The sequence below is a fragment of the Variovorax sp. GW531-E2 genome, assembly GCF_059423125.1.
In genome coordinates, this window is sequence record NZ_JBWKXQ010000039.1 from 36,930 (window position 1) to 61,917 (window position 24,988).

The 24,988-nt window shown below is 70.2% G+C and carries 20 protein-coding genes; 8 read left to right on the plus strand and 12 right to left on the minus strand.

Annotated elements, in window-relative coordinates:
- Positions 1–95 precede the first annotated feature (95 nt).
- From AC07XP_RS21260 to AC07XP_RS21270, 3 genes are read right to left on the minus strand one after another with little or no spacing between them, the layout of a single operon-like run.
- On the minus strand, positions 96–2,792 hold the full coding sequence (locus AC07XP_RS21260) for a winged helix-turn-helix domain-containing protein (protein ID WP_495265789.1): 2,697 nt from the start codon (positions 2,790–2,792) through the stop codon (positions 96–98).
- Between the two features lie 46 nt (positions 2,793–2,838).
- Positions 2,839–3,870 (minus strand): AraC family transcriptional regulator, encoded by a 1,032-nt coding sequence (locus AC07XP_RS21265; RefSeq protein ID WP_495265790.1) that lies wholly within the window; start codon positions 3,868–3,870, stop codon positions 2,839–2,841.
- A gap of 23 nt (positions 3,871–3,893) precedes the next feature.
- Entirely contained in the window at positions 3,894–4,865 is a 972-nt protein-coding gene (locus tag AC07XP_RS21270) for a quinone oxidoreductase family protein (RefSeq protein WP_095746616.1), read from the minus strand.
- A gap of 197 nt (positions 4,866–5,062) precedes the next feature.
- On the opposite strand from AC07XP_RS21270, the gene AC07XP_RS21275 reads away from it, so the two are divergent.
- Genes AC07XP_RS21275 through AC07XP_RS21285 form a run of 3 tightly spaced genes read left to right on the plus strand, consistent with a single transcriptional unit; the run spans position 5,063 to position 8,017 of the window.
- Positions 5,063–6,034 carry a Bug family tripartite tricarboxylate transporter substrate binding protein gene (locus tag AC07XP_RS21275; RefSeq protein ID WP_495265791.1) on the plus strand — a complete coding sequence of 324 codons (972 nt, stop codon included), beginning with the start codon at positions 5,063–5,065 and terminating at the stop codon, positions 6,032–6,034.
- Between the two features lie 31 nt (positions 6,035–6,065).
- Positions 6,066–6,908, plus strand: coding sequence for a TauD/TfdA dioxygenase family protein (locus AC07XP_RS21280; protein ID WP_070062067.1), 843 nt, complete (start codon positions 6,066–6,068; stop codon positions 6,906–6,908).
- Positions 6,909–6,958: 50 nt separating this feature from the next.
- Positions 6,959–8,017: a beta-keto acid cleavage family enzyme gene (locus AC07XP_RS21285; RefSeq protein WP_070062068.1), complete on the plus strand. Its 1,059-nt coding sequence runs from the start codon at positions 6,959–6,961 to the stop codon at positions 8,015–8,017.
- Positions 8,018–8,108: 91 nt separating this feature from the next.
- Here the strand turns inward: AC07XP_RS21285 and AC07XP_RS21290 are convergent, their stop codons facing one another.
- The gene (locus AC07XP_RS21290) at positions 8,109–9,149 is read right to left on the minus strand and encodes an AraC family transcriptional regulator (protein ID WP_062477242.1); all 1,041 of its coding nucleotides are present in this window, start codon (positions 9,147–9,149) and stop codon (positions 8,109–8,111) included.
- A gap of 25 nt (positions 9,150–9,174) precedes the next feature.
- The gene (locus tag AC07XP_RS21295) at positions 9,175–10,155 is read right to left on the minus strand and encodes a Bug family tripartite tricarboxylate transporter substrate binding protein (protein WP_495265792.1); all 981 of its coding nucleotides are present in this window, start codon (positions 10,153–10,155) and stop codon (positions 9,175–9,177) included.
- Positions 10,156–10,392: 237 nt separating this feature from the next.
- Here AC07XP_RS21295 and AC07XP_RS21300 point away from each other — a divergent pair, with 237 nt between their 5' ends.
- The 4 genes from AC07XP_RS21300 to AC07XP_RS21315 all read left to right on the plus strand — a co-directional run bounded on the left by AC07XP_RS21300 (position 10,393) and on the right by AC07XP_RS21315 (position 14,478).
- Positions 10,393–11,451: a beta-keto acid cleavage family enzyme gene (locus tag AC07XP_RS21300; RefSeq protein ID WP_070062069.1), complete on the plus strand. Its 1,059-nt coding sequence runs from the start codon at positions 10,393–10,395 to the stop codon at positions 11,449–11,451.
- A 111-nt stretch (positions 11,452–11,562) separates the two neighbouring features.
- A complete protein-coding gene (locus tag AC07XP_RS21305; RefSeq protein WP_495265793.1) occupies positions 11,563–12,717 on the plus strand; it encodes an aromatic ring-hydroxylating oxygenase subunit alpha in 1,155 nt (384 codons plus the stop codon).
- A gap of 126 nt (positions 12,718–12,843) precedes the next feature.
- Positions 12,844–13,449 (plus strand): TetR/AcrR family transcriptional regulator, encoded by a 606-nt coding sequence (locus AC07XP_RS21310; protein WP_062477248.1) that lies wholly within the window; start codon positions 12,844–12,846, stop codon positions 13,447–13,449.
- Positions 13,450–13,500: 51 nt separating this feature from the next.
- On the plus strand, positions 13,501–14,478 hold the full coding sequence (locus AC07XP_RS21315; protein WP_062477251.1) for an NAD(P)H-dependent flavin oxidoreductase: 978 nt from the start codon (positions 13,501–13,503) through the stop codon (positions 14,476–14,478).
- Between the two features lie 4 nt (positions 14,479–14,482).
- On the opposite strand, the gene AC07XP_RS21320 is transcribed toward AC07XP_RS21315, so the two are convergent.
- The 4 genes from AC07XP_RS21320 to AC07XP_RS21335 are packed head-to-tail and all read right to left on the minus strand — an operon-like array spanning position 14,483 to position 18,648.
- Positions 14,483–15,007, minus strand: coding sequence for a Csu type fimbrial protein (locus AC07XP_RS21320; protein WP_495265794.1), 525 nt, complete (start codon positions 15,005–15,007; stop codon positions 14,483–14,485).
- Positions 14,974–17,298 carry a fimbria/pilus outer membrane usher protein gene (locus tag AC07XP_RS21325; protein ID WP_495265795.1) on the minus strand — a complete coding sequence of 775 codons (2,325 nt, stop codon included), beginning with the start codon at positions 17,296–17,298 and terminating at the stop codon, positions 14,974–14,976. The genes AC07XP_RS21320 and AC07XP_RS21325 overlap by 34 nt, the downstream gene beginning before the upstream one ends.
- 1 nt (position 17,299) lies before the next feature.
- Positions 17,300–18,109: a fimbrial biogenesis chaperone gene (locus AC07XP_RS21330; protein WP_495265796.1), complete on the minus strand. Its 810-nt coding sequence runs from the start codon at positions 18,107–18,109 to the stop codon at positions 17,300–17,302.
- Positions 18,110–18,117: 8 nt separating this feature from the next.
- Positions 18,118–18,648 (minus strand): Csu type fimbrial protein, encoded by a 531-nt coding sequence (locus tag AC07XP_RS21335; protein ID WP_070062075.1) that lies wholly within the window; start codon positions 18,646–18,648, stop codon positions 18,118–18,120.
- 398 nt (positions 18,649–19,046) lie between these two features.
- Here AC07XP_RS21335 and AC07XP_RS21340 point away from each other — a divergent pair, with 398 nt between their 5' ends.
- Positions 19,047–19,736, plus strand: a complete 690-nt coding sequence (locus tag AC07XP_RS21340; protein ID WP_062477265.1) for an EAL domain-containing protein — start codon at positions 19,047–19,049, stop codon at positions 19,734–19,736.
- 27 nt (positions 19,737–19,763) lie between these two features.
- Here AC07XP_RS21340 and AC07XP_RS21345 read toward each other — a convergent pair whose 3' ends face one another.
- The 3 genes from AC07XP_RS21345 to AC07XP_RS21355 all read right to left on the minus strand — a co-directional run.
- Positions 19,764–21,662: a GspE/PulE family protein gene (locus AC07XP_RS21345; RefSeq protein WP_495265797.1), complete on the minus strand. Its 1,899-nt coding sequence runs from the start codon at positions 21,660–21,662 to the stop codon at positions 19,764–19,766.
- 48 nt (positions 21,663–21,710) lie between these two features.
- Positions 21,711–24,434, minus strand: a complete 2,724-nt coding sequence (locus tag AC07XP_RS21350) for a sensor domain-containing diguanylate cyclase (protein ID WP_495265798.1) — start codon at positions 24,432–24,434, stop codon at positions 21,711–21,713.
- Positions 24,435–24,628: 194 nt separating this feature from the next.
- The coding region (locus tag AC07XP_RS21355; protein ID WP_495265799.1) for an STN domain-containing protein at positions 24,629–24,988 on the minus strand (360 nt) is incomplete at its 5' end.

Below are 24,988 nucleotides of genomic sequence, written 5' to 3' on the forward strand. Positions count from 1 at the left end.
GGTGACCGTGCTGGGAGCAAGAATAGGTCGGGGCCCCTGCGCGCGCCCCCTCCTCGCAGGAGGGGGAGGCGGCCCCGGAGGGGAGGGAGAAACCCTCAGTGCCCCGCGGCGAGCAGCCCCAGGATGCGCGCGCGCTGCACCACCTGCGTGCGCGTGCCCGCGTCGAGCTTGGCGAACAGGTTCTTCACATGCCACTTGACGGTGGTTTCGCCCACCTGCATGGCGCGCCCGATTTCCTTGTTCGACAGGTTGCGCGCCAGCAGCACCAGCACCTCGCCCTCCTTGGGCGTGAGCACGGCGCCGGGCGATGCGGGCGCCGCAGGCGCGGGCGCAGGCGGCACGGCGGGCGCAAGGGGCGCGACCGCGATCTCGGCCTGCGCGCCCTCGGCCGCGAGCGTGCCGACCCAGGCGCCCAGCTCGGGGTGCGCGTCGGAGAACACGCGCTGCAGTCCGTAGGCGCGCGCCAGGTCCATGGCCTCGCGCAGCAACGCCTGCGCCGGCTGGCCGCAGCGCTCCAGCGCCAGCGCGCGCAGCCCCAGCAGCTCGATGTGCAGGCCGCCCTGCTTGCGCTGGCGCGCCTGTTCGTCGGCGCGCGTCAGCTTCGCGAGGGCGTCGGGCCAGTCGCGCGCGGCAATGGCTGCGTGGGCACGCGCCACGTCGCGCAGCGCCTCCACGCTGCGCCGCCACAGCGGGCCCTGCGGCAACGTGGGGTCGGCCAGTTGCGCGTCGATGCGCTCGCACAGCTCGCGGCAGGTCTGGGCGCGGTGGCGCTGCGCATGCAGGCGCACCTGCTCGGCCAGGCTGGCGATGCGCAGCCGCGGCAGGCGCCGCGCGGCACCGGCCGCGTCGAGTGCGTCCAGCAGTTCCAGCGCGCGGTGCTCGGCGCCCTCGGCCGCCGCGATGCGCGCCGCCGTGCGGTAGGCCTGCAGCAGCGATTCGGGCAGGCCGCTGTGCTCCAGCACGTCGAGGCGGTCGGCCAGCAGCGTGGCGGCGTCGCCCGGCAGGTCGCGCTCCCAGGCCACCGACGCGAGCAGCGCGGCCAGGTTGCAGCTGAAGCGGTGGCGCCGGCCCATCTCGGCCTCGGCGCCGGCCACGGCGGGGCGCAGCAGCTGCTCGGCCAGCAGCACCTGGCCTTCCCACGCATAGCTCAGGCCGATGACCAGTTCGCTCCAGCGCCGGATGTAGTCGACGCCGTGGCCCGGGTGCCCGCGCAGCGCCTGCTGCTGGCGCAGGCGCGCTAGCGCGGGCTCGCCTTCGAGCAGCGCGCGGTAGGCCATGCGGTTGGCGTGAGACTGCAGCAGCAGCGGGTCGGTCAGCGGCACGGCCTCGGTCCAGGGCGCGTGCAGCTCGACGAAGCGGTCGGGGTCGTCCGCGAACACGGCCGCGCCGCCGAGGATCAGCGCGCATTCGCAGCGCAGCGCGTCGCTCACATCGGGCTGCGCCAGGATGCGCGCCACGAAACGGCCGGCTTCTTCGTGCCGCTCGCTCGATGCCAGCGTCCATGCCGCGGCCAGCAGCAGGCGCGGGCGGCGGTCGAGTTCGTCGGCCGGCATCTGCGCCATCCATTCGAGCACCGTGGCCTGCCGGCCGCGCCGCATGAGCGATTCGTAGAGGCTGCGCTCCGCGAGCTCGTAGGCGGTCTGGTGCTGGCCCGCGCTCAGCGCGTGGTGGGCGGCCTCGTCGAGCAACTCGTGCGCGGCCAGCCACTGCGCCGCACGCGCATGCGCCGCCACCTGCTCGGCCGCGTCGAGCGCGGCAAAACGCTGGCGCAGCACGTCGCGCGCCAGCGCATGCATGCGCAGCCACTCGCCCCCTTCGGCGGCGGCGAACACCGGCGTGTCGTTGCTCAGCCGCGCCAGCCGCGCCGCGGCGTCGTCGACGCCGGAGACGGCACGGCACAGCTCGGGATGCAGCAGGTCGAGCACGGCGATGCGGGCCAGGAAGTCGCGATCCTGCGGGTCGAGGTTCACCAGCAGCAGCCGCACCAGCTCGCCCTGCAGCTCGCCGGCGGCGGCCGTCATGTCGCCCAGGACCGTGTGCGCGGCGTGCGCGTCGGCCCCGCGCGCGATGATGGTCGTGGCCAGCTGCAGGCCCAGCGGCCAGCCTTCGGTCAGCTCGTGCAGCCGGGCGGCGGTGTTGCGGTCGACGCGCGCGCCGAAGCGCGCCTGCACCAGCTGCAGCGTCTCGTCGAGGCTGAACTTCAGCAGCGCCGGGCCGATCTCCACGCACTGCCCGTAGGCCACGAGATCCTCGATGTCGAGCCGGCCGTCGGGGCGCGTGGCGATCAGCGTGCGCACGTTGGGCGGGGCGTTGCGCAGCAGGTAGGCCAGCGCCTCGCGCGAGGCGGGCGGCAGGCGGTCGGCCTCGTCGATGACCAGCACCACGTTCAAGGCCGCCTGCGCCAGCTCGGCCAGCAGCGCCGTGACGCTGCCCAGCGTGCCGGGCCGGTCGTCCTGGAACAGGCTGCGCCCGAACGCGGGGCGGCCCATGGCGACGCGCAGCGCCAGCGCCAGGCTCTGCACCAGCCGGCCCGGGTCGTCCTGGCTCTGCGCCGAGACCCAGCCGACCGGCACGCCCAGGCCCAGGTACTCCAGCCGCCACTGCGCCAGCAGCGAGGTCTTGCCGAAGCCCGAGGGTGCCTGCACCACGAACACCGCGTGGTCGCGCAGCGCGTCGGCGCTCGACAGGAGCCGCGCGCGCGAGACGAGGTGACGCGGGACACGGGGCGGCGTCACCTTGAGCAGCAGGTCGCGCGGGGCGCCGCTCGCATCGGGGGGCGGGAAAGTGGCCAAGGCTCGTTCGTGCTCGTGGAGGGAAGAACGAGCCCGATTCTCCACGTCAATCGCGCGAGGCCGAAGCGCGGCGCGGCGCCCCCCGCCGCGCGCGGCTGGCCTTCGCGCTGCAGCCGTACTGCGCATGGAACCAGCGCGACAGTCCGCTGGGCGCGCAGAAGCCGAGCAGGCCCGCGACCTCGGCCAGCGGACGGTCGCCCTCCAGCACATGGCGCACGGCGAGTTCCTTGCGCACGTCGTTGACGATGGCCGAGAAGCTCTGCCCGTCGTGCGCGAGCCGGCGCTGGATCGTGCGGCATTCCACGCCCACGTGCGCCGACACCTGCGCGATGCTGCAGCGCCCGCTGGGCAGGAGCAGCAGCACCGCGCGCCGCACGTCGCCCGGCAGCGCGTCGCCGGGCGCAGGCGCCGCCGCGTCGAGCAGTTGCCGCGCATAGCGCGCCATGGCCGGGTCGGCCGAAGGGTTGGGCGCGTCCAGGTCGTCGCGCGCGCAGACGATGCCGTGAAAGTCCTGGTCGAACGCGACGGCCGCGCCCAGCACGCGATGGTGCGTGCGCAGGTCGCGCGGCGCGGGGTGCGCCAGGCACACGCGCCGGGGCTGCCAGTCGGCGCCGAGGAACTGCCGCAGCAGGCGCAGCATCACGCCCAGCGCCAGTTCGATGCGCTGGCGCGTGGCGCGGTGCGCCTTGCCGGGCTGCACTTCCTCGCGGATCACCACCACCTGGCCGAAGGCCTCGACCATCAGCGACAGCGAGCCGTTGAGCAGCGGCTGGTAGCGCATCAGCACGTCGAGCGAATCGCGCAGCGTCGGCTGCTCGCGCACCAGCAGGCCGACGGCCCCGAGGTTCGACAGCCGCCGCCCCTCGGCCATGCACAGCCCGAAGCTGTCGTTGCCCGAGCGCTCGGCCGAGGCCTGCAGCAGCGCGGCGACGCGGTCGACCGGAATCATCAGGTCGGGCTCGTCCAGCACGCGGGGGCTCAGGCCGGCGTCCAGGAGCATGCGCACCGGGTCCAGGCCGCTGGCGCGGGCGACCTCGCGGTAGTGGGTGAGGCTTGCCGCGCGGACCAGGGAGGACATCGCAAGTCCGCACGTGGCAGTTCTCAGGGCACGAGCACGGTGGCGCCGGTGGTCTTGCGGCCTTCGAGGGCGCGGTGCGCTTCGGCGGCGTCGGCCAGTGCGAAGCTCTGCTGGGGCTCGCTCACGATGCGGCCGGCCAGCACGTGGTCGAAGAGTTCATCGGCCATGCTGAGCATGTGCGGGCGTGGGTGGATGTAGTGCACCATCGCGGGCCGCGTGAGCCAGATCGAGCCCTTCGCCGCCAGCAGCTTGGTGTCGAGGACCACGGCGCCCGACGACGTGCCGTTGCTCACGAGCGTGCCGCGCGGTTGCAGGCAATCGAGCGAGGCCTCCAGCGTGTCCTTGCCCACCGAGTCGTACACGACGGGCACGCCCTTGCCCTCGGTGATCTCGCGCACGCGCTGGGCGATGTTCTCGCGCGAAGTCACGATGGTGTGCGTGCAGCCGTTGGCCTTGGCGACCGCAGCCTTCTCGTCGGTGCTGACGGTGCCGATCATCGTGACGCCCATCGCGCGTGCCCACTGGCAGGCGATGAGGCCCACACCCCCGGCGGCTGCGTGGTACAGGATCGTCTCGCCACCCTTGAGCGGATAGACCTGGCGGAACAGGTACTGCGCCGTCATGCCCTTCATCATCAATGTGGCAGCGGTGCGGTCCGAGATGCCATCGGGCAGCGGGATCAACACATCGGCCGGCATCACACGCACTTGCGAATACGCACCCTGCGGCCCGATGAGATAGCCCACGCGATCGCCCACGCGGATGTCGGTCACGCCCGGCCCCACGGCCTCGACCACGCCCACGGCGTCGGAACCGAGCCCGTTGGGCAGTGCGAGCGGATAGCGCCCGGTGCGGAAATAGATGTCGATGAAGTTGACGGCGATGAGGCTGTGGCGCACGCGCGCCTGGCCCGGGCCGGGCTCGCCGACCTCGACGTGTTCGAGCTTGAGCACGTCGGCGCTGCCGGTCTCGTGGAAGCGGATGGCCTGGTTCATGGTGCGTCTCCTGGGGTGTGTGGGGGCTGGATGGAACGGATTCTTGCGGCGCGTGGCGGCGGCGGGAAGCGTGGTCTTGGCGATGTCCCAAATTGGCAAATCGATGCCCCAATAAAGCAAGAAATGCGGACGGGGTGCGCCGGATACTGACGGCATCGGCCCACCGAGGCCTGCAAGACAACAACCGGAGACACCCCATGAAACTGCTGCAATTTGGACGCGCCGCCGCCGTGGCGCTGGTCGGATGCTCGATGGCCCTCGGGGCCTGGGCGCTGGGCGACAAGCCCGTCAAGCTCATCGTTCCCGCGCCGCCGGGCGGCACGATGGACATCGTGGCCCGCGTCGTCGGGCAGCAGATGGCGCTGGACATCGGCCGCCCCGTGATCGTCGAGAACCGCCCCGGCGCGGGCGGCTCCATCGGCCTGCAGGCCATGCTGCAGGCACCGGCCGACGGCAACACCATCGTGATGGCCGCGAGCAACGTGCTGGCCGAGACGCCGCAGGTCGTGAAGATGCCCTTCGATCCGCTGAAGGACGTGGTGCCCATCGGCTCGGTCGCGCGCTCGGGCGTGGTGCTCGTCACGGCCGTGAACTTCCCGGCCAAGGACTTCCAGGGCCTCGTCGCCGAACTGAAGACGCGCAAGGGCAAGGCCAGCTTCGCCAGCTACAGCCCCGGCACCGTGTCGCAGTACGCGGGCCTCATCCTCAGCGACCGTGCCGGGCTCGACCTGCAGCACATCGGCTACCCCGGCTCGCCGCCCGCGCTGCAGGACCTGCTGGGCGGCCAGGTCGACCTGATGTTCGACGGCATGCTCACCTCGATGCCGCTCATCAAGGCCGGCAAGCTGCGCCCCTATGCCTTCACCGGCAAGACCCGCTCGCGCTTCCTGCCCGACCTGCCCACCACCACCGAACTGGGCTACCCCGACCTGCAGTTCCGCGGCTGGGTCGGCTTCATCGGTTCGGCCAAGCTGCCGGCCGACGTGATGGCCAAGCTCCATGCCGCGATCGAGAAGGCCGGCCAGGCGCCCGCCGTGCAGCAGAAGCTGCTCGACGTGGGCCTGGAGCCCGAACTCAGCGTCGACACGCCCGCGCTCATCGCCGAGACCCGCGCGCTGTCCGAGCGCAACGCCGCCATCGTCAAGAAGTACCGCATCCAGGCGAACTGAGCGGCACGCGCCATTCCATCGGAGACCTCTCATGAAGATCAGACCCCTCACGCCGTCCATCGGCGCCGAAATCTCGGACGTCCACCTGGGCGAGGCCTCGCGCGACCCCGAGTGCTTCGCGTCGATCCGCGCCGCGCTGCTCAAGCACAAGGTGCTTTTCTTCCGCGGCCAGGACATCGAGCGCGCCGAGCACGTCGCCTTCGCACGCTGCTTCGGCGAACTGGAAGACCACCCCGTGGTCGGCAGCGACCCCGAGCACCCGGGCCTCGTGCGCATCTACCGCAGCGACAACAAGCACAGCTACGAGAACACCTACCACTGCGACGGCCTGTGGCGCCAGAGCCCCGCGATGGGCGCGGTGCTGCGCTGCATCGAATGCCCCGAGGTCGGCGGCGACACCATCTGGGTGAACATGGTGCAGGCGCACGACGAGCTGCCCGACGAGATCAAACAGAAGATCGGCAAGCTGCGCGCCAAGGCCAGCATCGAGCATTCGTTCGGCGCCGTGATGCCGATGGAAGCGCGCCTCAAGCTGGGCCAGGACCATCCGCCCGTGGAGCACCCCGTGGTGCGCACGCACCCCGAGACCGGCGAGAAGGTGCTCTACGTGGGCAGCTTCACCACGCACTTCGTGAACTACAGCACCCCCGAGAACGTGCGCCACGGCATCGACAAGACACCGGGTGCGGCGCTGCTGCTGAACTACCTGCTCAGCCGCGCGACCATTCCCGAGTACCAGGTGCGGTGGTCGTGGCAGCCGGGCGACGTGGTCGTCTGGGACAACCGCAGCACGCAGCACTACGCGCTGAACGACTACTGGCCTGCGCCACGAAAGATGGAACGCGCCGGCATCGTCGGCGACGTGCCGTACTGAACATCGCCGCCGCATCCGCCCCCCGCCTCGCCACCTGACAGACGCACGCCATGAACTTCCTCGACGGCCATCTCTTTCCCGAAAACCAGCAGCCGCTGATCATCACCGCCGCGCCCTACGCACCGGGCTGGCTTCCTTCCGACTTCCCGGGCGAGATCCCGGTCACGATGGAAGAGCAGATCCAGAAGGCGGTCGATTGCTACAACGCCGGTGCCACGGTGCTGCACCTGCACGTGCGCGAACTCGACGGCAAGGGCAGCAAGCGGCTGTCCAAGTTCAATGAGCTGATCGCCGGCGTGCGCGCGCGCGTACCCGAAATGATCATCCAGGTCGGCGGCTCGATCAGCTTCGCCCCCGAGAGCGAAGGCGCCGCCGCCAAGTGGCTGAGCGACGACACGCGCCACATGCTGGCCGAGCTGGAGCCCACGCCCGACCAGGTGACGGTGACGGTCAACACCTCGCAGATGAACGTCACCGAGCATGCCGAGCTGGCCGACTTCAAGGGCACCTCGCGCGAGATCCCGGCCATCTTCGAGGCCTACAAGGAGATGACGGTGCCGGCGCAGCCGGGCTGGGTCGAGGAGCACATCCGCCGCCTCACGAAGGCGGGCATCCAGAGCGCCTTCCAGTGCTACAACATCAACAGCTTCGAGTCGGTCGAACGGCTCATGCGGCGCGGTGTCTACAAGGGCCCGCTGGTGATGAACTGGGTGGCGATCAGCGGCGGCATGGACGCGCCCAACATCTACAACCTGGCCAACTTCGTGCGCGCCGTGCCCGACGGCGCGGTGCTCACGGTGGAAAGCTCGGTGCGCAACGTGCTGCCGGTGAACATGATGGGCATCGCGATGGGCCTGCATGTGCGCTGCGGCACCGAGGACGTGCTGTGGAACCAGACGCGCACCGCCAAGATCGGCACCGTGGCGCAGATCGAGCAGCTGGTGGCCATCTCGCGCCAGTTCGGCCGCCCCATTGCCACGGCGCAGCAGGCGCGCGAGATTTCGAAGATCGGCGTGTTCTACGAGACGGCCGAAGAGTCGCTCGCCGCCAACGGCTTCGCGCCGAACCGCAACGGAGGCAACCAGGGCTTCCTGCGCAAGGCGGCCTGAGACAGACGATGGCGATGACGAGGCGTTTCACGCGCGCCGCCTGGCGCCTGCTGGAGGGCATCGCGCATGCCCTGCGCCACGAAGACCTGGTTCAGAACGCGCGCACCGCGCCCTGAGCCACTGCGCCGGCCGTCTGCTTGCTCCACTGCGAGGCGCTGCAACCGAAGTGGTGGCGGAACCAGTGGCTGAAGCTGCTGGGCCCCGAAAACCCCAGCAGCTCGGCCACCTCGCTCAGCGGCAGGTCGCTGTCGCGCAGGTGGCGCTTCACGAGGTCGGAGCGCACGTCGTCGAGCAGGCGGCTGAAGGTGAGGCCTTCGGCCTCGAGCCGGCGGTGCAGCGTGCGGCGGTCCACGCGCAGGTGCCGCGCCACTTCCTGCGCGGTGCAACCGCCGCCGGGCATGAGCGCGAGGATGAGTTCGCGGCAAGCTTCGCGCGTGCTCTCGCCGCGGTCTTTCAGCGCGGCTTCGAGGTACTCGCGCGCGAAACGCGCCACGCCCTGGTCACCTGATTCGCGCGGCTTGCGCAGGTCGGCCGCCAGGCACACGAGGCCGTTGAAATCCTGGTTGAACTTGACGTTGCGCCCGAAGAAGGCGCGGTGCGCCGCCATGTCCGCCGGCGGGCGGTGCGTGAAGCACACCTGCTGCGGGCGCCACTGCGGATCGATCAGCTCGCCGAGGATGCGGAACATGATGCCCACGGCCAGCTCCATCGACTGGCGCATCGGCAGCCCGGGGCTGGGCAGCAGGTCTTCCTGGATGATGACCATGTCGCCCGTGTCCTCGAGGCGAAAGCTCAGCGAGGCGTTCACCAGCTTCAGGTAGCGGCCCAGCGTGTCGAGCGCGTCGCGCGGCGTGGGCTCTTCCTTGAGCACGACGCTGATGGGGCCCAGCGCCGAGAGCTTGCGCTGCGCCGCCAGCCGCAGTGCGAAATCTTCGGTGCGCGTGGCGCGCGCGGTGATCTCGAGCAGCTCGCGCACCGCGTCGCCGGGGATCAGCGTCTCGGGGTGCTCGAGCAGCTGCGCCTTCAGCCCCACGGTGCGCATGAAGGCATGCGGGTCACGGCCGAGCGATTGCACCAGCTCCACGTAGCCGCTGAGGCTCGCGCTGCGCATCAGTCGACCGAGGTGCTTCATGGTGGCTGTGGGAAGGGCCCCGTGTTCACTCGGGGCTGATCTTGAGTTGCAGTTTCTCGATGATGGCCCGATTGTGGGCGGTCGTGGCGTCCAGCGTCTGGCGCAGCTGCACCAGCGTCGCCTCGCGCGGCGGATCGTAATTCTGCGCGAGCAGCGCCTCGCGGAACTTCGGCGCCTGCACGGCCCGGGCCACCTCGGCGCGGATTTTCTCCTGCAGCGCCGGCGGCATGCTGCTGAGCACGAACACGCCCACGCTCGCGTCGGGCATCACGAAGTCGGGCAGGCCCAGCTCGCCGAAGGTGGGCACGTCGGGCAGGAAGCGCGAGCGTTTCGACGACGCCACGGCCAGCGCCTTGATCTTGCCGCTGCGGATCAGCGAAGTGACGTTGCTCACCACCTCGAAGGTCAGCTGCACCTGGTTGCCCATGAGGTCGACCAGCGCCGGCGCCGAGCCCTTGTACGGCACCACGAGGATGTCGTTGCCGCTGCGCGCGCGCAGCATCTCGCCCAGCAGGTTGGAGCGCGTGCCCGTGCTCAGGTTGGCCACGCTGACCGAGCGCGGATGCGCCTTGGCATGCGCCAGCAGGTCGTTCACCGTGTTCGGCGGGAAGCCGGCGTTGGCCACCAGCACATGGAACATGCCCGTCACCTCGCCGACGTAGGTGAAGGTCTTGAGCGGGTCGAAGGGCGTCTTCACCGTGAGCGGAATGTCGGACAGCACGCTCGACGGCCCGACCATCAGCGTGTAGCCGTCGGCCGGCGCGGCCATCAGCGCGCGCTCGGCGATGACGGCGGAGCCGCCCGGCTTGTTGTCCACCAGCACGGTCTGGCCGAGGTTCGTGCGCAGCTGTTCGGCGAGCAGCCGCGCCGCCGCGTCGGAGATGCCGCCCGGCGGTGCGGGAACGATCAGCCGAATGGGCTTGTCGGGCCAGGCCTGGGCCGACGCCGTGCCGCAGCACAGCGCAGCCAGGAAGAGAAGGGAGGCTCGCAGCAGATGCAGACACATGGTTCGTCCTCAGGTGGAAGAGACAAGAAGGGCGTGCGGATTCTGTGGCGCCACCTCCTCTGAATGCTTGGCGCCACGCGTCGGCCACTTACCGGATCGCGACAGCGACACCTGTCTTTGCACGCGCCGTTTCAATGCCCCAAAAAGACAAAACCGCGCCCCCGATGAGCAAGAAGTTTTCGCAGCTGCGCCAGAAACTTTGGCTGCAAGCGCAACCTTTTCACCGGAGACAACCCCATGAACTTCCTCGACGGCCACCTGTACCCCGAGAACCAGCAGCCCCTGATCATCACGGCCGCGCCCTATGCGCCGGGCTGGATTCCCGCCGACTTCCCGGAAGACATTCCGGTCACGATGGAAGAGCAGATCCAGAAGGCGGTCGACTGCTACGAGGCCGGCGCCACCGTGCTGCACCTGCATGTGCGCGAGGCCAACGGCAAGGGCAGCAAGCGCCTGTCGATGTTCAACGAGCTGATCGCCGGCGTGCGTGCGCGCGTGCCCGAGATGGTCATCCAGGTGGGCGGCTCCATCAGCTTCGCGCCCGAGGACGATGGTGCCGCCGCCAAGTGGCTCAGCGACGACACGCGCCACATGCTGGCCGAGCTCACGCCCCGGCCCGACCAGGTCACGGTGACCGTCAACACCACGCAGATGAACGTGACCGAGCACGCCGGCCTGGACGACTTCAAGGGCCTGTCGCGCGGCGACCCGCGGCTGTATTCGACGTACCGAGACATGATCGTGCCCTCGAACCCCAGCTGGGTCGAGGAGCACATCCGCCGCCTCACGGCCGCGGGCATCCAGAGCGAGTTCCAGTGCTACAACATCAACAGCTTCGAGACCATCGAACGCATGATCCGCCGCGGCGTCTACAAGGGCCCGCTGGTGATGAACTGGGTGGCCATCAGCGGCGGCATGGACCAGGCGAACATCTACAACCTGGCCAACTTCCTGCGCGCCGCACCCGACGGCGCAGTGGTCACGGTCGAGAGCTCGGTGCTCAACGTGCTGCCCGTGAACATGATCGGCATCGCCCTGGGCCTGCACGTGCGCTGCGGCATCGAGGACGTGCTCTGGAACCAGACCCGCACCGGCAAGATGAGCTCGGTCGAGCAGATCAAGCAGCTCGTGCGCATCGCGACCGAGTTCGGGCGCCCCATCGCCACCGCGCAGCAGGCGCGCGAGATCATGCAGATCGGCGTGTTCTACGAGACCACCGAAGAGACGCTGCAGGCCAACGGCTTCGCGCCCAACCGCAATGGGGCGCAGCAGGGCTTCCTGCGCAAGCCGGCCTGATACCGCTTCCACCGCTTCCCGGGGGGCGGTTGACGTACCGACTGGTCAGTCGGTAGACTGGGCCGATCGCGCAGCTCACCGGGCTGCATCGCATCGCACAGAAAGCCCCCGATGAGCGAGAACTTCGCAGCCGAACTCCATCGCCGAGCGACCACGGCCCTGCAGGCCGGGCGCGCCGACGCGCAAGGGGAGGGCGACCGCGTGCCGGTCGGCCAGTACACCGACGAAGCCATCGCACGCGACGAGCGGCGGCTGCTGCAGCGGCATCCGCAGCCGGTGGCGGCCAGCGCATCGCTCGCCTCGCCGGGCGCGTGGCTGTCGCTCACGCACACCGGCGTGCCGCTGCTGCTGGTGCGCCAGGAGAACGGGCAGGTGCAGGCGTTTCTCAACGTGTGCCGCCACCGCGGTGCGCGCGTCGTGCCCGAGGGCAGCGGCAGCGAGGCGCGCGCCTTCGTCTGCCCGTACCACGCATGGACCTACAAGCCCGACGGCGCCTTGCGCGGCGTGCCCGAGTCCTTCGGATTTCCCTGCCTGAAGCAGGACGAGTCGGGCCTGCGCCGGCTGGCCACGGTCGAGCGCGCGGGCGTGGTCTGGGTCGTGTGCGATCCCTCGCAGGCGGACAGCGACCCCGGCGCGCACCTGGGCGCGCTCATGGACAACCTCGAGTCGCTGGCCGGGCTGCGCGCGCCCGTGGCCTATGCGCCGCGCACGTACGAGGTCGAAGCCAACTGGAAGCTGCTGGTCGACGGCTCCTTCGAGGCCTACCACTTCAAGGTGGCGCACCGCGAGACCATCGCCCACATGTTCCTGCACAACCTGCAGGTGATCGACGAGTTCGACCTGAACCGGCGCCTGTACCTGCTCAAGTCGAAGTTCCAGGAGCACCAGCCCGACATTGCCGGTTTCGATCCGCGCCGCTACGGCAACCTGACCTACTTCTTCTTTCCCAACACGACCATCCTCGTGCAGCCCGATCATGCGCAGCTCAGCATGCTGGAGCCGCTGGGCGCCACGCGCACGCGCGTGCACGAGCTCACGCTGATTCCCGAGGCACCGGCCTCGGAGAAGGCGACGGCGCACTGGGACGCCAACGTCGCGCTGTACCGGCGCACGCTCGCGGAAGACTACGCGCTGGCCGAGTCGATCCAGGCCGGGCTCGCGTCGGGCGCGAACGACGCGCTCAGCTTCGGCACCTTCGAGTACAGCGCGCCGCGCTTCCATGCGCAGCTCGCGCAGCAGGTGGCGGCCATGCCGGCCGCACGCTGACGCGCGAGGGTGTCGCGCGTGCAACAACCAGACCCCAAGACACAAGAAAGAATGGCGCGCATCGCGTCTGATCGCCGGTCGCGTCTTCGCGGCATGCGCTGGGCGTGACGCATTCCAGAACCGCCGATGGCCACCCTTGCCCCTTCCCGTAAAGAAACGATCCTCGCGCGCGCCGAGCAGCACTTTGCCGACCACGGCTTCCAGGGCGCGTCGCTGTCGGCCATCGCGCGCGATTGCGAGGTCGGCAACCCGGGGCTGCTGCACCACTTCGCGAGCAAGGAGGTGCTGTACCGCGCCGTGCTCGAGAAGCAGGCCGAGGACCTGACGGCGCGCATCTGCAAGCGCGTCGAGGCGGCGCCCGACCTGCCTGCGCGGCTGCAGGCCTTCGTCGCGCTGCAGGTCGAGTGGATGCATGCGCGGCCCACGGGCTTCAAGCTCGTCACGCGCGAACTGCTCGACAACGCCGAGCGCATCCAGCATGCGCAGACGCGGCCGCTCGAAGGCTTCCTGCAAGCCAGCCTGGGCCTGGTGGCCGCGGCGCAGGCGGCCGGCCTCGTGCGTGACGACCTGTCGGCCGTGGTGGTGCTCACGCTCATCTTCGGCACGCTCAACTACGCCAAGATGGCACGGCCCACCTTTGCCAAGACCTTCGCCGAGCCTGCGCTGAAGAGCGACACGGCCTGGATGAAGGCGATGGCGCGCGACGTGTTGCGCGTCATCTCGCCGCCCTGATTTTTTCTTTTTCTCTTTCCTTCCCAGCAACCCCGACCAAAGGACGTTCCCTTGAAAACCCGCATCACCGAACTCTTCGGCATCCGCCACCCGATCATCCAGGGCGGCATGCACTATGTCGGCTTCGCCGAGCTGGCCGCGGCCGTCTCCAACGCCGGCGGCCTGGGCATCATCACGGGCCTCACGCAGAAGACGCCCGAGCTGCTGGCGCGCGAGATCGCGCGCTGCCACGAGATGACCGACAAGCCCTTCGGCGTGAACCTCACCTTCCTGCCGACCTTCGCCTCGCCGCCGTACCCCGAGTACATCGCGGCCATCGTCGAAGGCGGCATCAAGGCCGTGGAAACCGCGGGCCGCAGCCCCGAGGCCTACATGCCGGCGCTGAAGGCCGCGGGCATCAAGGTGATCCACAAGTGCACCTCGGTGCGCCACGCGCTCAAGGCCGAGCGCATCGGCTGCGACGCCGTGAGCGTCGACGGCTTCGAGTGCGGCGGCCACCCCGGCGAAGACGACGTGCCCAACATGATCCTGCTGCCGCGCGCGGCCGAGGAACTGAAGATCCCGTTCGTCGCCTCGGGCGGCATGGCCGACGGCCGCAGCCTCGTGGCCGCGCTCGCGCTGGGCGCCGAGGGCATGAACATGGGCACGCGCTTCATCGCCACCAAGGAAGCGCCGGTGCACGCCAACGTGAAGCAGGCCATCGTCAACGCCTCGGAGCTCGACACGCGCCTGATCATGCGTTCGCTGCGCAACACCGAGCGCGTGATCAACAACGCGGGCGTGGAGCGCCTCATGGAGATCGAGCGCGCCAAGGGCGACGCGCTGAAGATCGACGACATCATGGACCAGGTCGCCGGCATCTACCCGAAGGTGATGACCGAGGGCCACATGGACGCTGGCGCCTGGAGCTGCGGCATGGTGGCCGGGTTGATCCACGACGTGCCCAGCTGCGCGGAGCTCATCGACCGCATCATGGCGCAGGCGGACGAACTCATCGCCAAGCGCCTGGCGGGCATGCTGAGGGGCTGAGCTGTCAGTACGTCACGGTCACCGTGATGGTGCTGCTGTAGGGACCCGGTGCCACGTACTGGCTGGCCGGAATGCGGCCGTAGACGGTGTGGGGGCGCAGCGTGGTGACGCCACCGAGGTTTGCCAGCGCGCTGTAGCTGTCGCTGACGCTGTTGAGGCCCCAGACGGTGCTGCGCGCGTTGGTGGTGTAGAGGTTGTAACCCAGCGGCGTGGCACCGACCGGGCCCACCATCTGCCGGCTGGCGATGTTGCCGGCCGAGCCCGCGTCCAGGCTGATCGTGAACGACAGCGTCACCAGGATGCCCAGGCCCGTGACCGTGCCGGCGACGGTCACGGTCGAGGTGTTGTCCTTGGGCGTCGCGGCGGCCGGGTCGTAGTTGCCGAAGGCCAGCGCTGTCGCGCTGACGGTGGCGCTGCAGCTGAACACGCCCACGCCCGAGCACGCGGCCAGCGACGCGCCCGGGGCCAGCAGCCCCGCCAGCGCCAGCGCGGCCGTCAGCGCGGGGACGGTGACGACACGGGTTCGCATCGGTAAGGTCCCATCGAGGGCAGTGCGCCGGCGGCGCGGTCGGGTTCGCCCAGCGTGAAGCGGCAATGCCCGCGCTTCCATCGCGCCTCGAAGCGCTCGTTCGGCTGCGGGTCGTCGACCGACACGAGGCCATGAAAGCCCGACAGCAGCGAGGTGCCGCGCGCCGGCCGCATCACGTCGATGCCCGGCGGCAGCGGGCTGCCGTCGGGCAGCAGCACGGTGACGTTCGCGATCGCGTCGCGCGCGATGTCGAAGCTGGCCTGCGCCACGCCCTTGTAGCGCGGCACCACGCGCAGCACGTCGCTGCGCACCTGCGCCTCGATCGGCAGGTCGCCGTTGTCGATGCTGATGTGGTTGGGCTCGTAGGCGCGCAGGCCCGAGACGACGGCGCGGCCTTCGCTGTCGGTGGTGGTCCAGGGCTGGTTCTCGCGGTAGACCTTCACGCCGGCGGCGCCGGGCACGGTCACGAGCGCGAAGGCGTCGTCCGACTGGCGGGTGGCAAAGCCCACGCCGCCCGCGAAGCCCACGGCGCCGCTGGCGCGCAGGCGCACCGCGGTCTGGCCCTGGGCGCGCGCGGCTTCGGCCGTCAGCATGCCGTAGCGACCGCGCCAATCGACCGCGGCCTCGCTGCGCGCGTTCTCGCCATCGGCGGCGCGCAGGCGGTAGCCCCAGCCCGTGTCGTTGGGCGGCTGCTGCACCCACTCGGCCACGGCCGAGTGGCCGCCCGGCTTCTGATGCTGCACCGAGAGCGTGGCGTGCTGGCGATCGCCGAGCGTGAAGCTGAGGCTCACGTTCACCGAGGTGACGGAGCGCTTGCCGTCCTGGCGCGTGTGGGCCACCGAGGTGCCGAGCCAGGCGTTGCCGCCCAGGCCGATCGACCAGCTGGCAGTGGTCACGCCGATGTGCTCGCCGGTGTTGTAGCGCAGCCGCGTGTGGCTCGCGCCCAGCGTGCCGTAGCGGCCGAGCGAGCGGCCTGCGAAGAGTTGGGTCTGTGCGTCGGTGTGCACGGGGCTGTCGTGCCAGGCGATCTGCGTGAAGCCGCGGCTGGCCACCTGGCGGCTCACCGAGAAGTTCCACTCGTCGCTGGTGCGCGTGTAGGCGGCGCGCCAGAGGCGGCCGCTGTCGCCGTCCCTGCTGCGGCTGGCGGCGCCGTGCAGCGAGAGCTCGCCGAGCGTGCCCCAGACCCAGGTCACGCCGGCGCCCGCGGTCTGGCTGCGCGCACTGGCCTCGCCGCGCGCCTCGACGGTCACGCTGTCGTTCACGCCGTGGCGCCAGGTGCCGGCGACGAAGGGCGGGCCGTAGTCGAAGCTGCGCTCGCCGTAGCGCAGGCGCGTCCAGCCGGCTTCGAGCGAGTAGTCGGACAGGCCGGCGCGCAGCAGGTTCGAGCTCACGTAGTAGGGCGTGGTCACGGTGCGCTGCACGCCGAGCGCGTCGGTGACGGCGAAGCGCATCTCGCCCGCGCCGGTGAGCACGGGCACGTCGCTGAGCGCGAACGGGCCGGCGTCGACACGGCGCTGGTAGCGCAGCGTGTCGTTCACGTACACCTCCACCGCCGACGGCACGGCCGCGCCGCCGCGCAGGGTCGGCATCGGGTAGCTGATGAAGCCGGGCTGCAAGCCGAAGCGGGTACCGAACTGCACGCCGCCGAAACGAAAGGGCGTCGACCATGCGGCGGCCTGCGTGATCGTGTCGCCCACCGTGAGGCGCGTGAGCCGCGCGGGGTCGTCGCGGCGGAAGTAGCTGTCCAGCCGCGTCGTGCCGCGTCCGCCGAATGCGGACTGCCCCGCGACGACGCTCGTGCCCACCAGCCCCCAGTCGCCCGAGGCCGCCGCATCGAAATAGCCCGAGGCGCGCGTGCCCTCGCGGTCGTGCTGCAAGGCCAGGTCGTAGTTGAGAAAGGCCCCGAAGGCCGAGGCCGACAGCGGCGGGCGGTCGCCCGCATGCGCATGCACGGTGCCCAGCGTGAACGCTTCGGCGGGCACGCTCAGGTCCACGCTCTGCGCGCCTTCGTCGAGCTGCAGTTGCGCGCCCGGCAGTGCGCGCAGGTCGTAGTAGTCGGTGCCGTCGCGCTGCAACGCCGCGGTGGCGGGCCGCACCAGGCGCCAAGCCGCGAAGTCGGGCGCCGACGCCAGCAGCTGGGCGCCGCGCCGCAAGAGCGGCCGTGGCGCGGGCTGGCTCAGGCCGTTGATGCGCACATCGAGGATCGCGGGCTGCACCTCGCCCGCCACATCAACGGGCGACGTCTGTGCGCAGGCCACGCGCAGGCCCAGCCAGCCGCAGCAGACCCACAAGCTAGCGTGGCGTGGCGGGCGCACGGGGCACGCGCACGGTGGCGCTGGACGACGCCTCGGGGGCATCGGTGGCGGCCTCGACCTGCAGCCGGGTGTCGGGCGGCAGGGTGGGCAGTTCGATGTCGATGCCGGCCGACTGCCCGGCCAGCGCGTACTGCGACAGGCTCTTGCGCAGCAGCTCGGTGCCGTCCTCGCGGCGCACCACGAGCTGCGTGACCTGGATGTGCTCGCTGCCCTGGTTGTCGAACACCAGCCGCCAAGCCATGCCTGCCGTGCCGGTGGCGCGCCCCGAAGGCTGCAGCGACCATTGCAGCGCGCGGCGCAGCTGCAGCGGCGGCACGAAGATCGGCACGCCGATGCGCAGCAGCGTCTGCACCTTCGCGCCCTCGGCACCGTCCGCCGGCAGGGCCTGGTCGCGCGGCAGCTGGCGCAGGAAGATGCGGTAGCTGCGCTCGCCGGCGCCGGCCGGCACCTGCAGCCCGAGGCGCACGATCTGCCGCCCGCCCGGCGGCAGGCGGAAGATGGCCGGGTTGACCAGCACGTCGCGCGTGGGTTCGTAGGCATCGCGCCCGTCCTGCTGCGACCACGCCACCACCTCGGCCTGCACGGCGACCTCGGTGTCCTCGGCGTTGCCCATGGTGAGCGAAGCGACCGGGCGCTGCGGCGTCAGCACGATGCGCAGCGGCGCCACGCTGAGGCTGGTGGCCGCGGCGGGAGCGGGGGCAAGGGCGGCCAGCAGCAGGCCGGCCCCCCATGCGACTGGCAGCAGGGCGCGACGCATGCCGTGGCGGCCTGCGGTGAAGGCGGTCAACGGCGCCCTCAATAGGTCAGCGAGACCGTGATCGTGTCCGTGTAGTCGATGGCCGGCGCCGCGGTGTACTGCCCCGTGGGAATCAGGCCGTAGATCGTCTGCGTCTGCGGCGTCCCGTTACCGACGTAGCCGGTGCCGGCGACGCTGTTGTCCCAGTTGGTCTGGTGCGCGCTGTCCTTGAAGAGGCCGTAGCCCAGCGTGTTATTGCCGGCGGCCGCCGTGGGGCTGGTCATCAGGCGGTTCGTGATCGTCGCGCCCGAGCCGCCGCCCGCGCTCAGGCCGAGCGAGTAGGGCGTGCCGAAGGTGCAGGTCACGTTGAGGCTGGTGGTGCCGGCCAGCGCGGTGGCTGACGCCGGGTCGTACGGCCCGAACGCCAGCGTGGCCGGCGTGGTCATCAGGCAGGCCTTGAGCACCGTGGCCGTGACCTGGAAGGTCGTGGTCGTCGTGACCGCCTGCGCGGGCAGCAATGTCAACAAGGCACCGACGGGCAGCACGGTACGGGCCAGTGTTCGAAGGAGGGAGCGAGGCTGGTGGCGCATCGGACGGGACCTTTCATCGGTGACTGGAAACCCAGGAACGACAGTGAAAACCCACCCACCGTTTCCAGTAGTGGGCGCCCCCTTTCTAACCAATCTCTCCCCGATGGGACATAGGACGCAGCCCTGTCGTCGACAGCTTGCTACAGATTTTTCCGAGGGCGGGAGGGCTCATGAGTGATTTCGGTCTACAGCCCGGGCCGGGCCTAAGTCGGATGTCTTCATGGGGCGCGACCTCTTGTCTGAGGGGGGTGGTGCGTGCGGTGTATAGAACCGTTTACATTTACGCTCTTGGGAGTCGCCATCCAACGCCATTGCAACCTTGCCCGCGAGGTCCATCCAACGTGATCGCCGAAATACATGCTGATGCCGCGCCTGCTGGCCTCGCCTCGGGGTTCACCATGGCGTTCCAGCCCATCGTGGACCTGGGCCGGCACGAGATCTATGCGCACGAGGCGCTGGTGCGCGGCCTCTCGGGCGAAGGCGCCGCCGAGGTGCTCGGGCGCGTCGATCCGGTCGACCGCTTCGCCTTCCACGAAGCCTGCCGCGTCAAGGCCATCGAGATCGCCTCGCGCCTGGGCATGAAGTCGCGCCTGAGCCTCAACGTCATGCCCAACGACGTCGCGGGGCAGGCCGAGTGCTTCCGCACCGCCATGGCTGCCGCCAAGCGTTGCAAGTTTCCGGTGCGCCAGCTGATGTTCGAGATCACCGAGGGCGAGCGCGTGCGCGACCTGCACGGCCTGGCCGACACCTTCCGCGCCTTCAAGCGCCACGGCTTCACCTCGGCCATCGACGACTTCGGCGCGGCCTACGCGGGCTTCGAGCTGCTGGCCGCGTTCCAGCCCGACGTGGTGAAGATCGACCTGAGCCTGATCCGCGGCATCCATGCCGACCCGGTGCGGCTGACCATCGTGCGGGGCTTCGTCGCCACCTGCGACGAGCTGCGCATCCGCGTGATCGCCGAAGGCGTGGAGGCGCCCGAAGAGGTGCGCGCCTTGCGCGAGATCGGCGTGGAGCTGTTCCAGGGCTACCTGTTCGCACGGCCGGCCATCGCCACGCTGCCGGCGGTGGCGTGGGACGCCGCCGCCTGAGCCTGCCCTGACCTCGGACCTTGTGGGTCAGACGTTGCTGGTCGCGCGCACTTCCTCGAGCGTGGTCCGGCCCGCCAGCACTTTCTCGATGCCGTCCTGACGCAGCGTGCGCATGCCCTCGCGCATCGCGGCGTCCTGCAGTTCCTCGGCGCGCGCGCCGCCCTGCACCAGCCGGCGCAGCTCCCTCGACATCACCATGAGTTCGTGGATGCCCACGCGGCCCCGGAAGCCGGTGTCGTTGCAGTGCTTGCAGCCGGTGCTGGTGTAGGTCTGCAGCTGGCCGTCGCGCCCGTGGCGCTGCACCCACTCGGCGCGCACGGCGTCGCGCGCGGCCGGCGTGTCCTGCGCGCCGAAGGCGTGCATGTAGTCGGCCAGCAGCTCCTCGACCGCCTCGCTCGTCGCCGGGCGGCTTTGCACGCACTGCGGGCACAGGCAGCGCACCAGCCGCTGCGCCAGCACGGCCAGCAGCGAGTCGGCGAAGTTGAACGGGTCCATGCCCATGTCGAGCAGGCGCGTCACGGTTTCGGGCGCGCTGTTGGTGTGCAGCGTCGACAGCACGAGGTGGCCGGTGAGCGAGGCCTCGATGGCGGTCCTGGCGGTCTCGGCGTCGCGGATCTCGCCGACCATGATCACGTCGGGGTCGGCGCGCACGAAGGCGCGCAGCGCCTTGGCAAAGGTCCAGTCGATGCGCGGGTTGACCTGCACCTGGCGCAGGCCCGGCTGCGTGATCTCGATCGGGTCTTCGGCGGTCCAGATCTTGCGCTCGGGCGTGTTGATGCGCATGAGCGCCGAGTGCAGCGTGGTGGTCTTGCCCGAGCCCGTGGGGCCCACGCACAGCACCAGGCCGTAGGGCCGGTCGACCGCCTGCGAAAACTGCGCCAGGTTGCGCTCGGACAGGCCCAGCGCATCGAGCGCGATGGGCTTGGCCGAGGCCAGGATGCGCATCACCACGTCTTCCAGGCCGTTGTTGGTCGGGATGGTGGCCACGCGCAGCTCGATGCGGTGCTGCGGCGAGTACTTCGAGAAGTTGATCTTGCCGTCCTGCGGCTTGCGCTTTTCGCTGATGTCCAGGTCGCACATGATCTTCACGCGCGCCACCACCGCGTTGCGGTAGCTGGGCGGCAGCTCCAGGTAGGTGTAGAGCCGGCCGTCGCGGCGAAAGCGGATGCGCGTCTTTTCCTGCCCGGGGTCGCTCTCGATGTGGATGTCGGAGGCGCCCTCGCGGTGCGCTTCGAGGATCATGCTGTTGATCATGCGCACCAGCGAGTTGTCCGACTGCTCCACGGGCGGCTCGCCGGCCGCGGGCGCGGCGGCCGATTCTTCCTTCTCGAGCGTCTTCAGCAGCGTGCTGGTGCCCGTCATGTCGAACTCGAGCGGACGCATCGGGTCGTTCATGTCGACCACCGGGCGCTCGGCCGCCACCTGGCCGACCTTCTCGTAGGCCTTGTGCAGCACGCCGTCCAGGTCCAGGCACTGGCCCAGCACGGGAAGCACCTTCATCTGCGCGATGAACTCCACCTCGTCGATCACCGCGTGCCGGTTGACCGGGTCGTCGAGCGCCACCACCAGGCGCCCGCCGTGCAGCATGAGCGGCATCACCTGCAGGCGCCGCGCGGCCTCGTGGCCGACCTTGCGCAGCGCGTCGGCCGCGGCCGGAAACACATGCAGGTTCACCAGCGGGTAGCCCATCTTGCGCACCAGCGCGGTCTGCAGCTGGCCGCGGCTCACGACGCCCATGCGCACCAGCGTCTCGCCCAGCGGCACCGTGGGCTCGCGCTGCTGCTGCTGGAGCGCCGCGTCGAGTTGCGCCTGCGTGATCATGCCCAGCGACATCAGCGCCTGGCCGATGCGCGCGATCGGCATGCGGCTTTGCAGGTCGAGCTCCTGCACGAGCTGTTCGGGCATGACGACTTCGGTGGCTGCCATGGATGGGTCTCCTGGTGGGGGTGAGGGGGTGCGGCGGGCGTGCCGACGCTAACGGTAAAACGCGAAACGGTTGCGGCCCTGCGACTTGGCGGCGTAGAGCGCCGTGTCCGCCCGTGCGAGCAGTTCGCCGGCACCGACGGTGGCGTCGACCGTCTCGACGAACACGATGCCGATGCTGGTCGTGACGTCCAGCCGCCGGCCTTCCACGGGGAACGCCGGCGCCGCGATCTGCGAGACGATCTTGTGCGCCACGCCCGCCACCGCGTCCTGCGAGTGCACGTTCTCCAGCACGATCACGAACTCGTCGCCGGCCAGGCGCACCACGGTGTCGGTCTCGCGCACGCTGGCGCGCAGGCGGCGCGCATATTCGGCCAGCACGCCGTCGCCGGTGGAATGGCCGAGCGTGTCGTTGATGGCCTTGAAATGGTCGATGTCCAGGAACATCAGCGCCATGCCGCCTTCGGCGCGGCGCACGCGCGACATCGCTGCGGGCAGCTGTTCGTTGAAGGCCAGCCGGTTCGGCAGGCCAGTCAGCACGTCCATGCGCGCCAGCTCGATGAGCTTGCGCTCGGCCTCCTTCAGCGCCGTGACGTTGAAGGTCATGAGGTAGAAGCCCGCCGTGTGGCCCGCCAGGTCCTTGTCGGGAATCAGGTTCACCTGGAAGTGCGCCTCCCGGTCATCGATTGGCACCTGCACCGGGTACTGCGTGGCCCTGCCGGCGAGCACCGTGGGCAGGTGGGGCGTGTGCTGCACGTACACCGCCTCGCCCACGGCCGAGCGCAGCGTCACGCCGTCCAGCGGTGCGCGCTCGTCCAGGCCCGCCATGCGCCGCGCGCGGCTGTTGCCGTACAGGCAGTTCTCGTCGCGGTCGAAGTAGGCGACCAGCGCGGGGATGTTGTCGGTCACGTCGCGCAGGCGCTTTTCCTGCTGCGTGAGGGCGCGGCGGATGTTCACTTCGTCGGTGATGTCGAAGGTCATCGCGAACACGCCGTGCACCATGCCTTCGGCGTCCTGGTCGGGGATGTAGTGGGCCTTGAAGGTGCGGTCGCCGATGCCCAGCGCCGCGTCGCCGGCCTTCTCGACGATCACCGTCTCGCCCGCCAACGCGCGCTCCATGTGGGGCCGCACCACCGCGAAATCGGCCGCGCCCCGCACGGCCGGCATCCACTGGCCCACCAGCGGCTGGCCGTGGTGCAGCGTGCGCACCTTGGCATTGACGAAGGTGTAGTACAGCGCGGCGTCGACGTGCGAGACCAGCGCGGGAATGTTGTCGGCGATGGTGCGGATCTGCGCCTCGCTGTGCGCCAGTTCGAGCTCGATGTGCTTGCGCTGCGTGATGTCGAAGGTCATCGCGTAGTAGCCGCACACCCGCCCCTGCGCGTCGAGCTCGGGGATGAAGTCGGTCTGGAAGAAGTGCTCTTCCTCGTCGCGGTGCGCGGCGCCGCGCCGCTCGAAGGACACGGCCTCGCCGGCCAGCACGCGCCGCAGGTTGTGCTCGAGCGTCGGGTCGTCGTGCAGGCCGCTCATGCTCTGCACGGGCTGGCCCACCAGCTCCTCGGCGCTGTAGCCCAGCTCCTCGCACAGCCGCGCATTCACGAAGGTGTAGCGGCCCTGCGCGTCGGCGTGCGAGATCATGGCCGGCAGGTTGTCGGTGATGTCGCGCAGGAACTTCTCGCTGGCCTGGTGCTGCTGCATGAGCCGGTCGAAGGTGCGCGAGAGGTCGCCGATCTCGTCGTCCGGGTAGGTGCGCGCCACGGCCGCCTGCGCGGGCGCCGCGTGGGCGTCGAGCATGTGGCGGTGCAGCCCGGTGAGCGGGCGCAGCTGCTGGCGCACCACGGCCAGCGCGAGCGCGCCGGCCAGCAGCGCCAGCACGATGGCACCGATCCACGCGGTGCGCTCGATGGCGTCGATGCGGGCAAAGGCCTCGTGGCGCGGGTACATCGAGCCCATGATCCAGTCGGCCTGGCGGATGCGCTTGAAGGCGTACAGGCCGGGAACGCCCGCATGGTTCACGCCTTCGATGGTGCCTTCGAAGCCGCCGATCGCGCGGTCGAGGTCGGGCGCGTCGTCGGCCATGGCCATGTTGGCCTGCTTGAGCACGCGGTCGGCCAGCGGGTGGTCGATCACGATGCCGTCCGCGGTGGTGATGAACACGTAGCCCGTCTGGCCGAAGCGCACGTCGGCCAGCTCGCCCAGGATGTTGCGGTCCTTCAGGTTGATGGAGCCCGAGATCACGAACAGCACCCGGCCGGCCGCATCGAGCACCGGCTCGGTGATGGCGACCTGCGCCAGGCCGTTGAGCCGGTTGCGGTAAGGCTCGGAGATCACGCCGGTGCGCGCGGCGACCGTGTCCTTGAAGTACGCGCGGTCCTTCACGTTCACCTTGCCGATCTGTCGCGCGCCGTTCAGGTTGGCGACCAGCTCGCCGTCCGTGTCTAGGAAGGCGACGTTGTCGAACGCCGCCCGCAGGGACTGGTGCTTTTCCAGAAAGGCCTGCAGCGGCGCGGCGTTCGTGATGCCGTGCGAGCCCACGCTCTCGGCGATCGTCTTCAGCAGGATGCGCCGGCTCGCGAACTTCTGCTCCACCGCGCTCGCGATGGCCGACAGCCGCGCGAACTCCTCGTTGGCGATCGAGGCCTGCATGCGGCTCTTGACCAGGTGCAGCGCCACCGTGGCGATGATGAAGGTGGTGGCCAGCACGACGGCCGCAACGCCGACGCTGAGGCGCGTGTTCAGGCTGATGCGGCGTTTCGCGGTCGCGAAGAGTTTCATGGGCGTCGTGCAGGCGGTGCAGCGAAGCGGCGGGGACCACCGGCCGGGCCGGCCATGGGGGCACGGCACACACCCTTCGCGCGTTGCGCAGCTAGTGTGTCAGAAAGTGCGAGAAATGCGCGCCATTGCGGTGCATCTCGCGGGGTTCCCGGGGGCCGGAGTGTTGCGCAGGTGCGCGAGGGAAACCAATCGTATTACTCGACGCGCGGCGGCGGCTCCGATCGGGCGGCCGCGGGCGAGCGGGCCGGCGCGATGAGCACCATCGCGCCGTCCTGCCCGCGCCGCACGCGCAGGCGCGTGCCGTCGAGCAGGCGCTCCAGCGCCGCGTCGGCGGCGATCTTTCCCCTGATGCCCCGGGTCGAGAGGTCCTTGACGTCTTCCATCTTGTAGATGAGCTGCACGCCCGACTGCGCGATGTAGGCGTCGAGCGCGGGCCGCAGCTCGCCGCCCTTCACGTCGAACTCCCGCGCGTGGGCGAGGGCCAGCCCCGTCGCCAGCAGGCCGGCGGCGGCCACGAGGGCAAGGCGGGGGCGGGTGAGCAAGAGGGCAAGGAA

Coding starts and splice junctions, on each gene's coding strand:
- AC07XP_RS21265 (WP_495265790.1), bottom strand. CDS start 3,870: ATGTCCTCCCTGGTCCGCGCGGCAAGCCTCACCCACTACCGCGAGGTC.
- AC07XP_RS21270 (WP_095746616.1), bottom strand. CDS start 4,865: ATGAACCAGGCCATCCGCTTCCACGAGACCGGCAGCGCCGACGTGCTC.
- AC07XP_RS21275 (WP_495265791.1), top strand. CDS start 5,063: ATGAAACTGCTGCAATTTGGACGCGCCGCCGCCGTGGCGCTGGTCGGA.
- AC07XP_RS21280 (WP_070062067.1), top strand. CDS start 6,066: ATGAAGATCAGACCCCTCACGCCGTCCATCGGCGCCGAAATCTCGGAC.
- AC07XP_RS21285 (WP_070062068.1), top strand. CDS start 6,959: ATGAACTTCCTCGACGGCCATCTCTTTCCCGAAAACCAGCAGCCGCTG.
- AC07XP_RS21290 (WP_062477242.1), bottom strand. CDS start 9,149: ATGAAGCACCTCGGTCGACTGATGCGCAGCGCGAGCCTCAGCGGCTAC.
- AC07XP_RS21295 (WP_495265792.1), bottom strand. CDS start 10,155: ATGTGTCTGCATCTGCTGCGAGCCTCCCTTCTCTTCCTGGCTGCGCTG.
- AC07XP_RS21300 (WP_070062069.1), top strand. CDS start 10,393: ATGAACTTCCTCGACGGCCACCTGTACCCCGAGAACCAGCAGCCCCTG.
- AC07XP_RS21305 (WP_495265793.1), top strand. CDS start 11,563: ATGAGCGAGAACTTCGCAGCCGAACTCCATCGCCGAGCGACCACGGCC.
- AC07XP_RS21310 (WP_062477248.1), top strand. CDS start 12,844: ATGGCCACCCTTGCCCCTTCCCGTAAAGAAACGATCCTCGCGCGCGCC.
- AC07XP_RS21320 (WP_495265794.1), bottom strand. CDS start 15,007: ATGCGAACCCGTGTCGTCACCGTCCCCGCGCTGACGGCCGCGCTGGCG.
- AC07XP_RS21335 (WP_070062075.1), bottom strand. CDS start 18,648: ATGCGCCACCAGCCTCGCTCCCTCCTTCGAACACTGGCCCGTACCGTG.
- AC07XP_RS21340 (WP_062477265.1), top strand. CDS start 19,047: ATGGCGTTCCAGCCCATCGTGGACCTGGGCCGGCACGAGATCTATGCG.
- AC07XP_RS21345 (WP_495265797.1), bottom strand. CDS start 21,662: ATGGCAGCCACCGAAGTCGTCATGCCCGAACAGCTCGTGCAGGAGCTC.
- AC07XP_RS21350 (WP_495265798.1), bottom strand. CDS start 24,434: ATGAAACTCTTCGCGACCGCGAAACGCCGCATCAGCCTGAACACGCGC.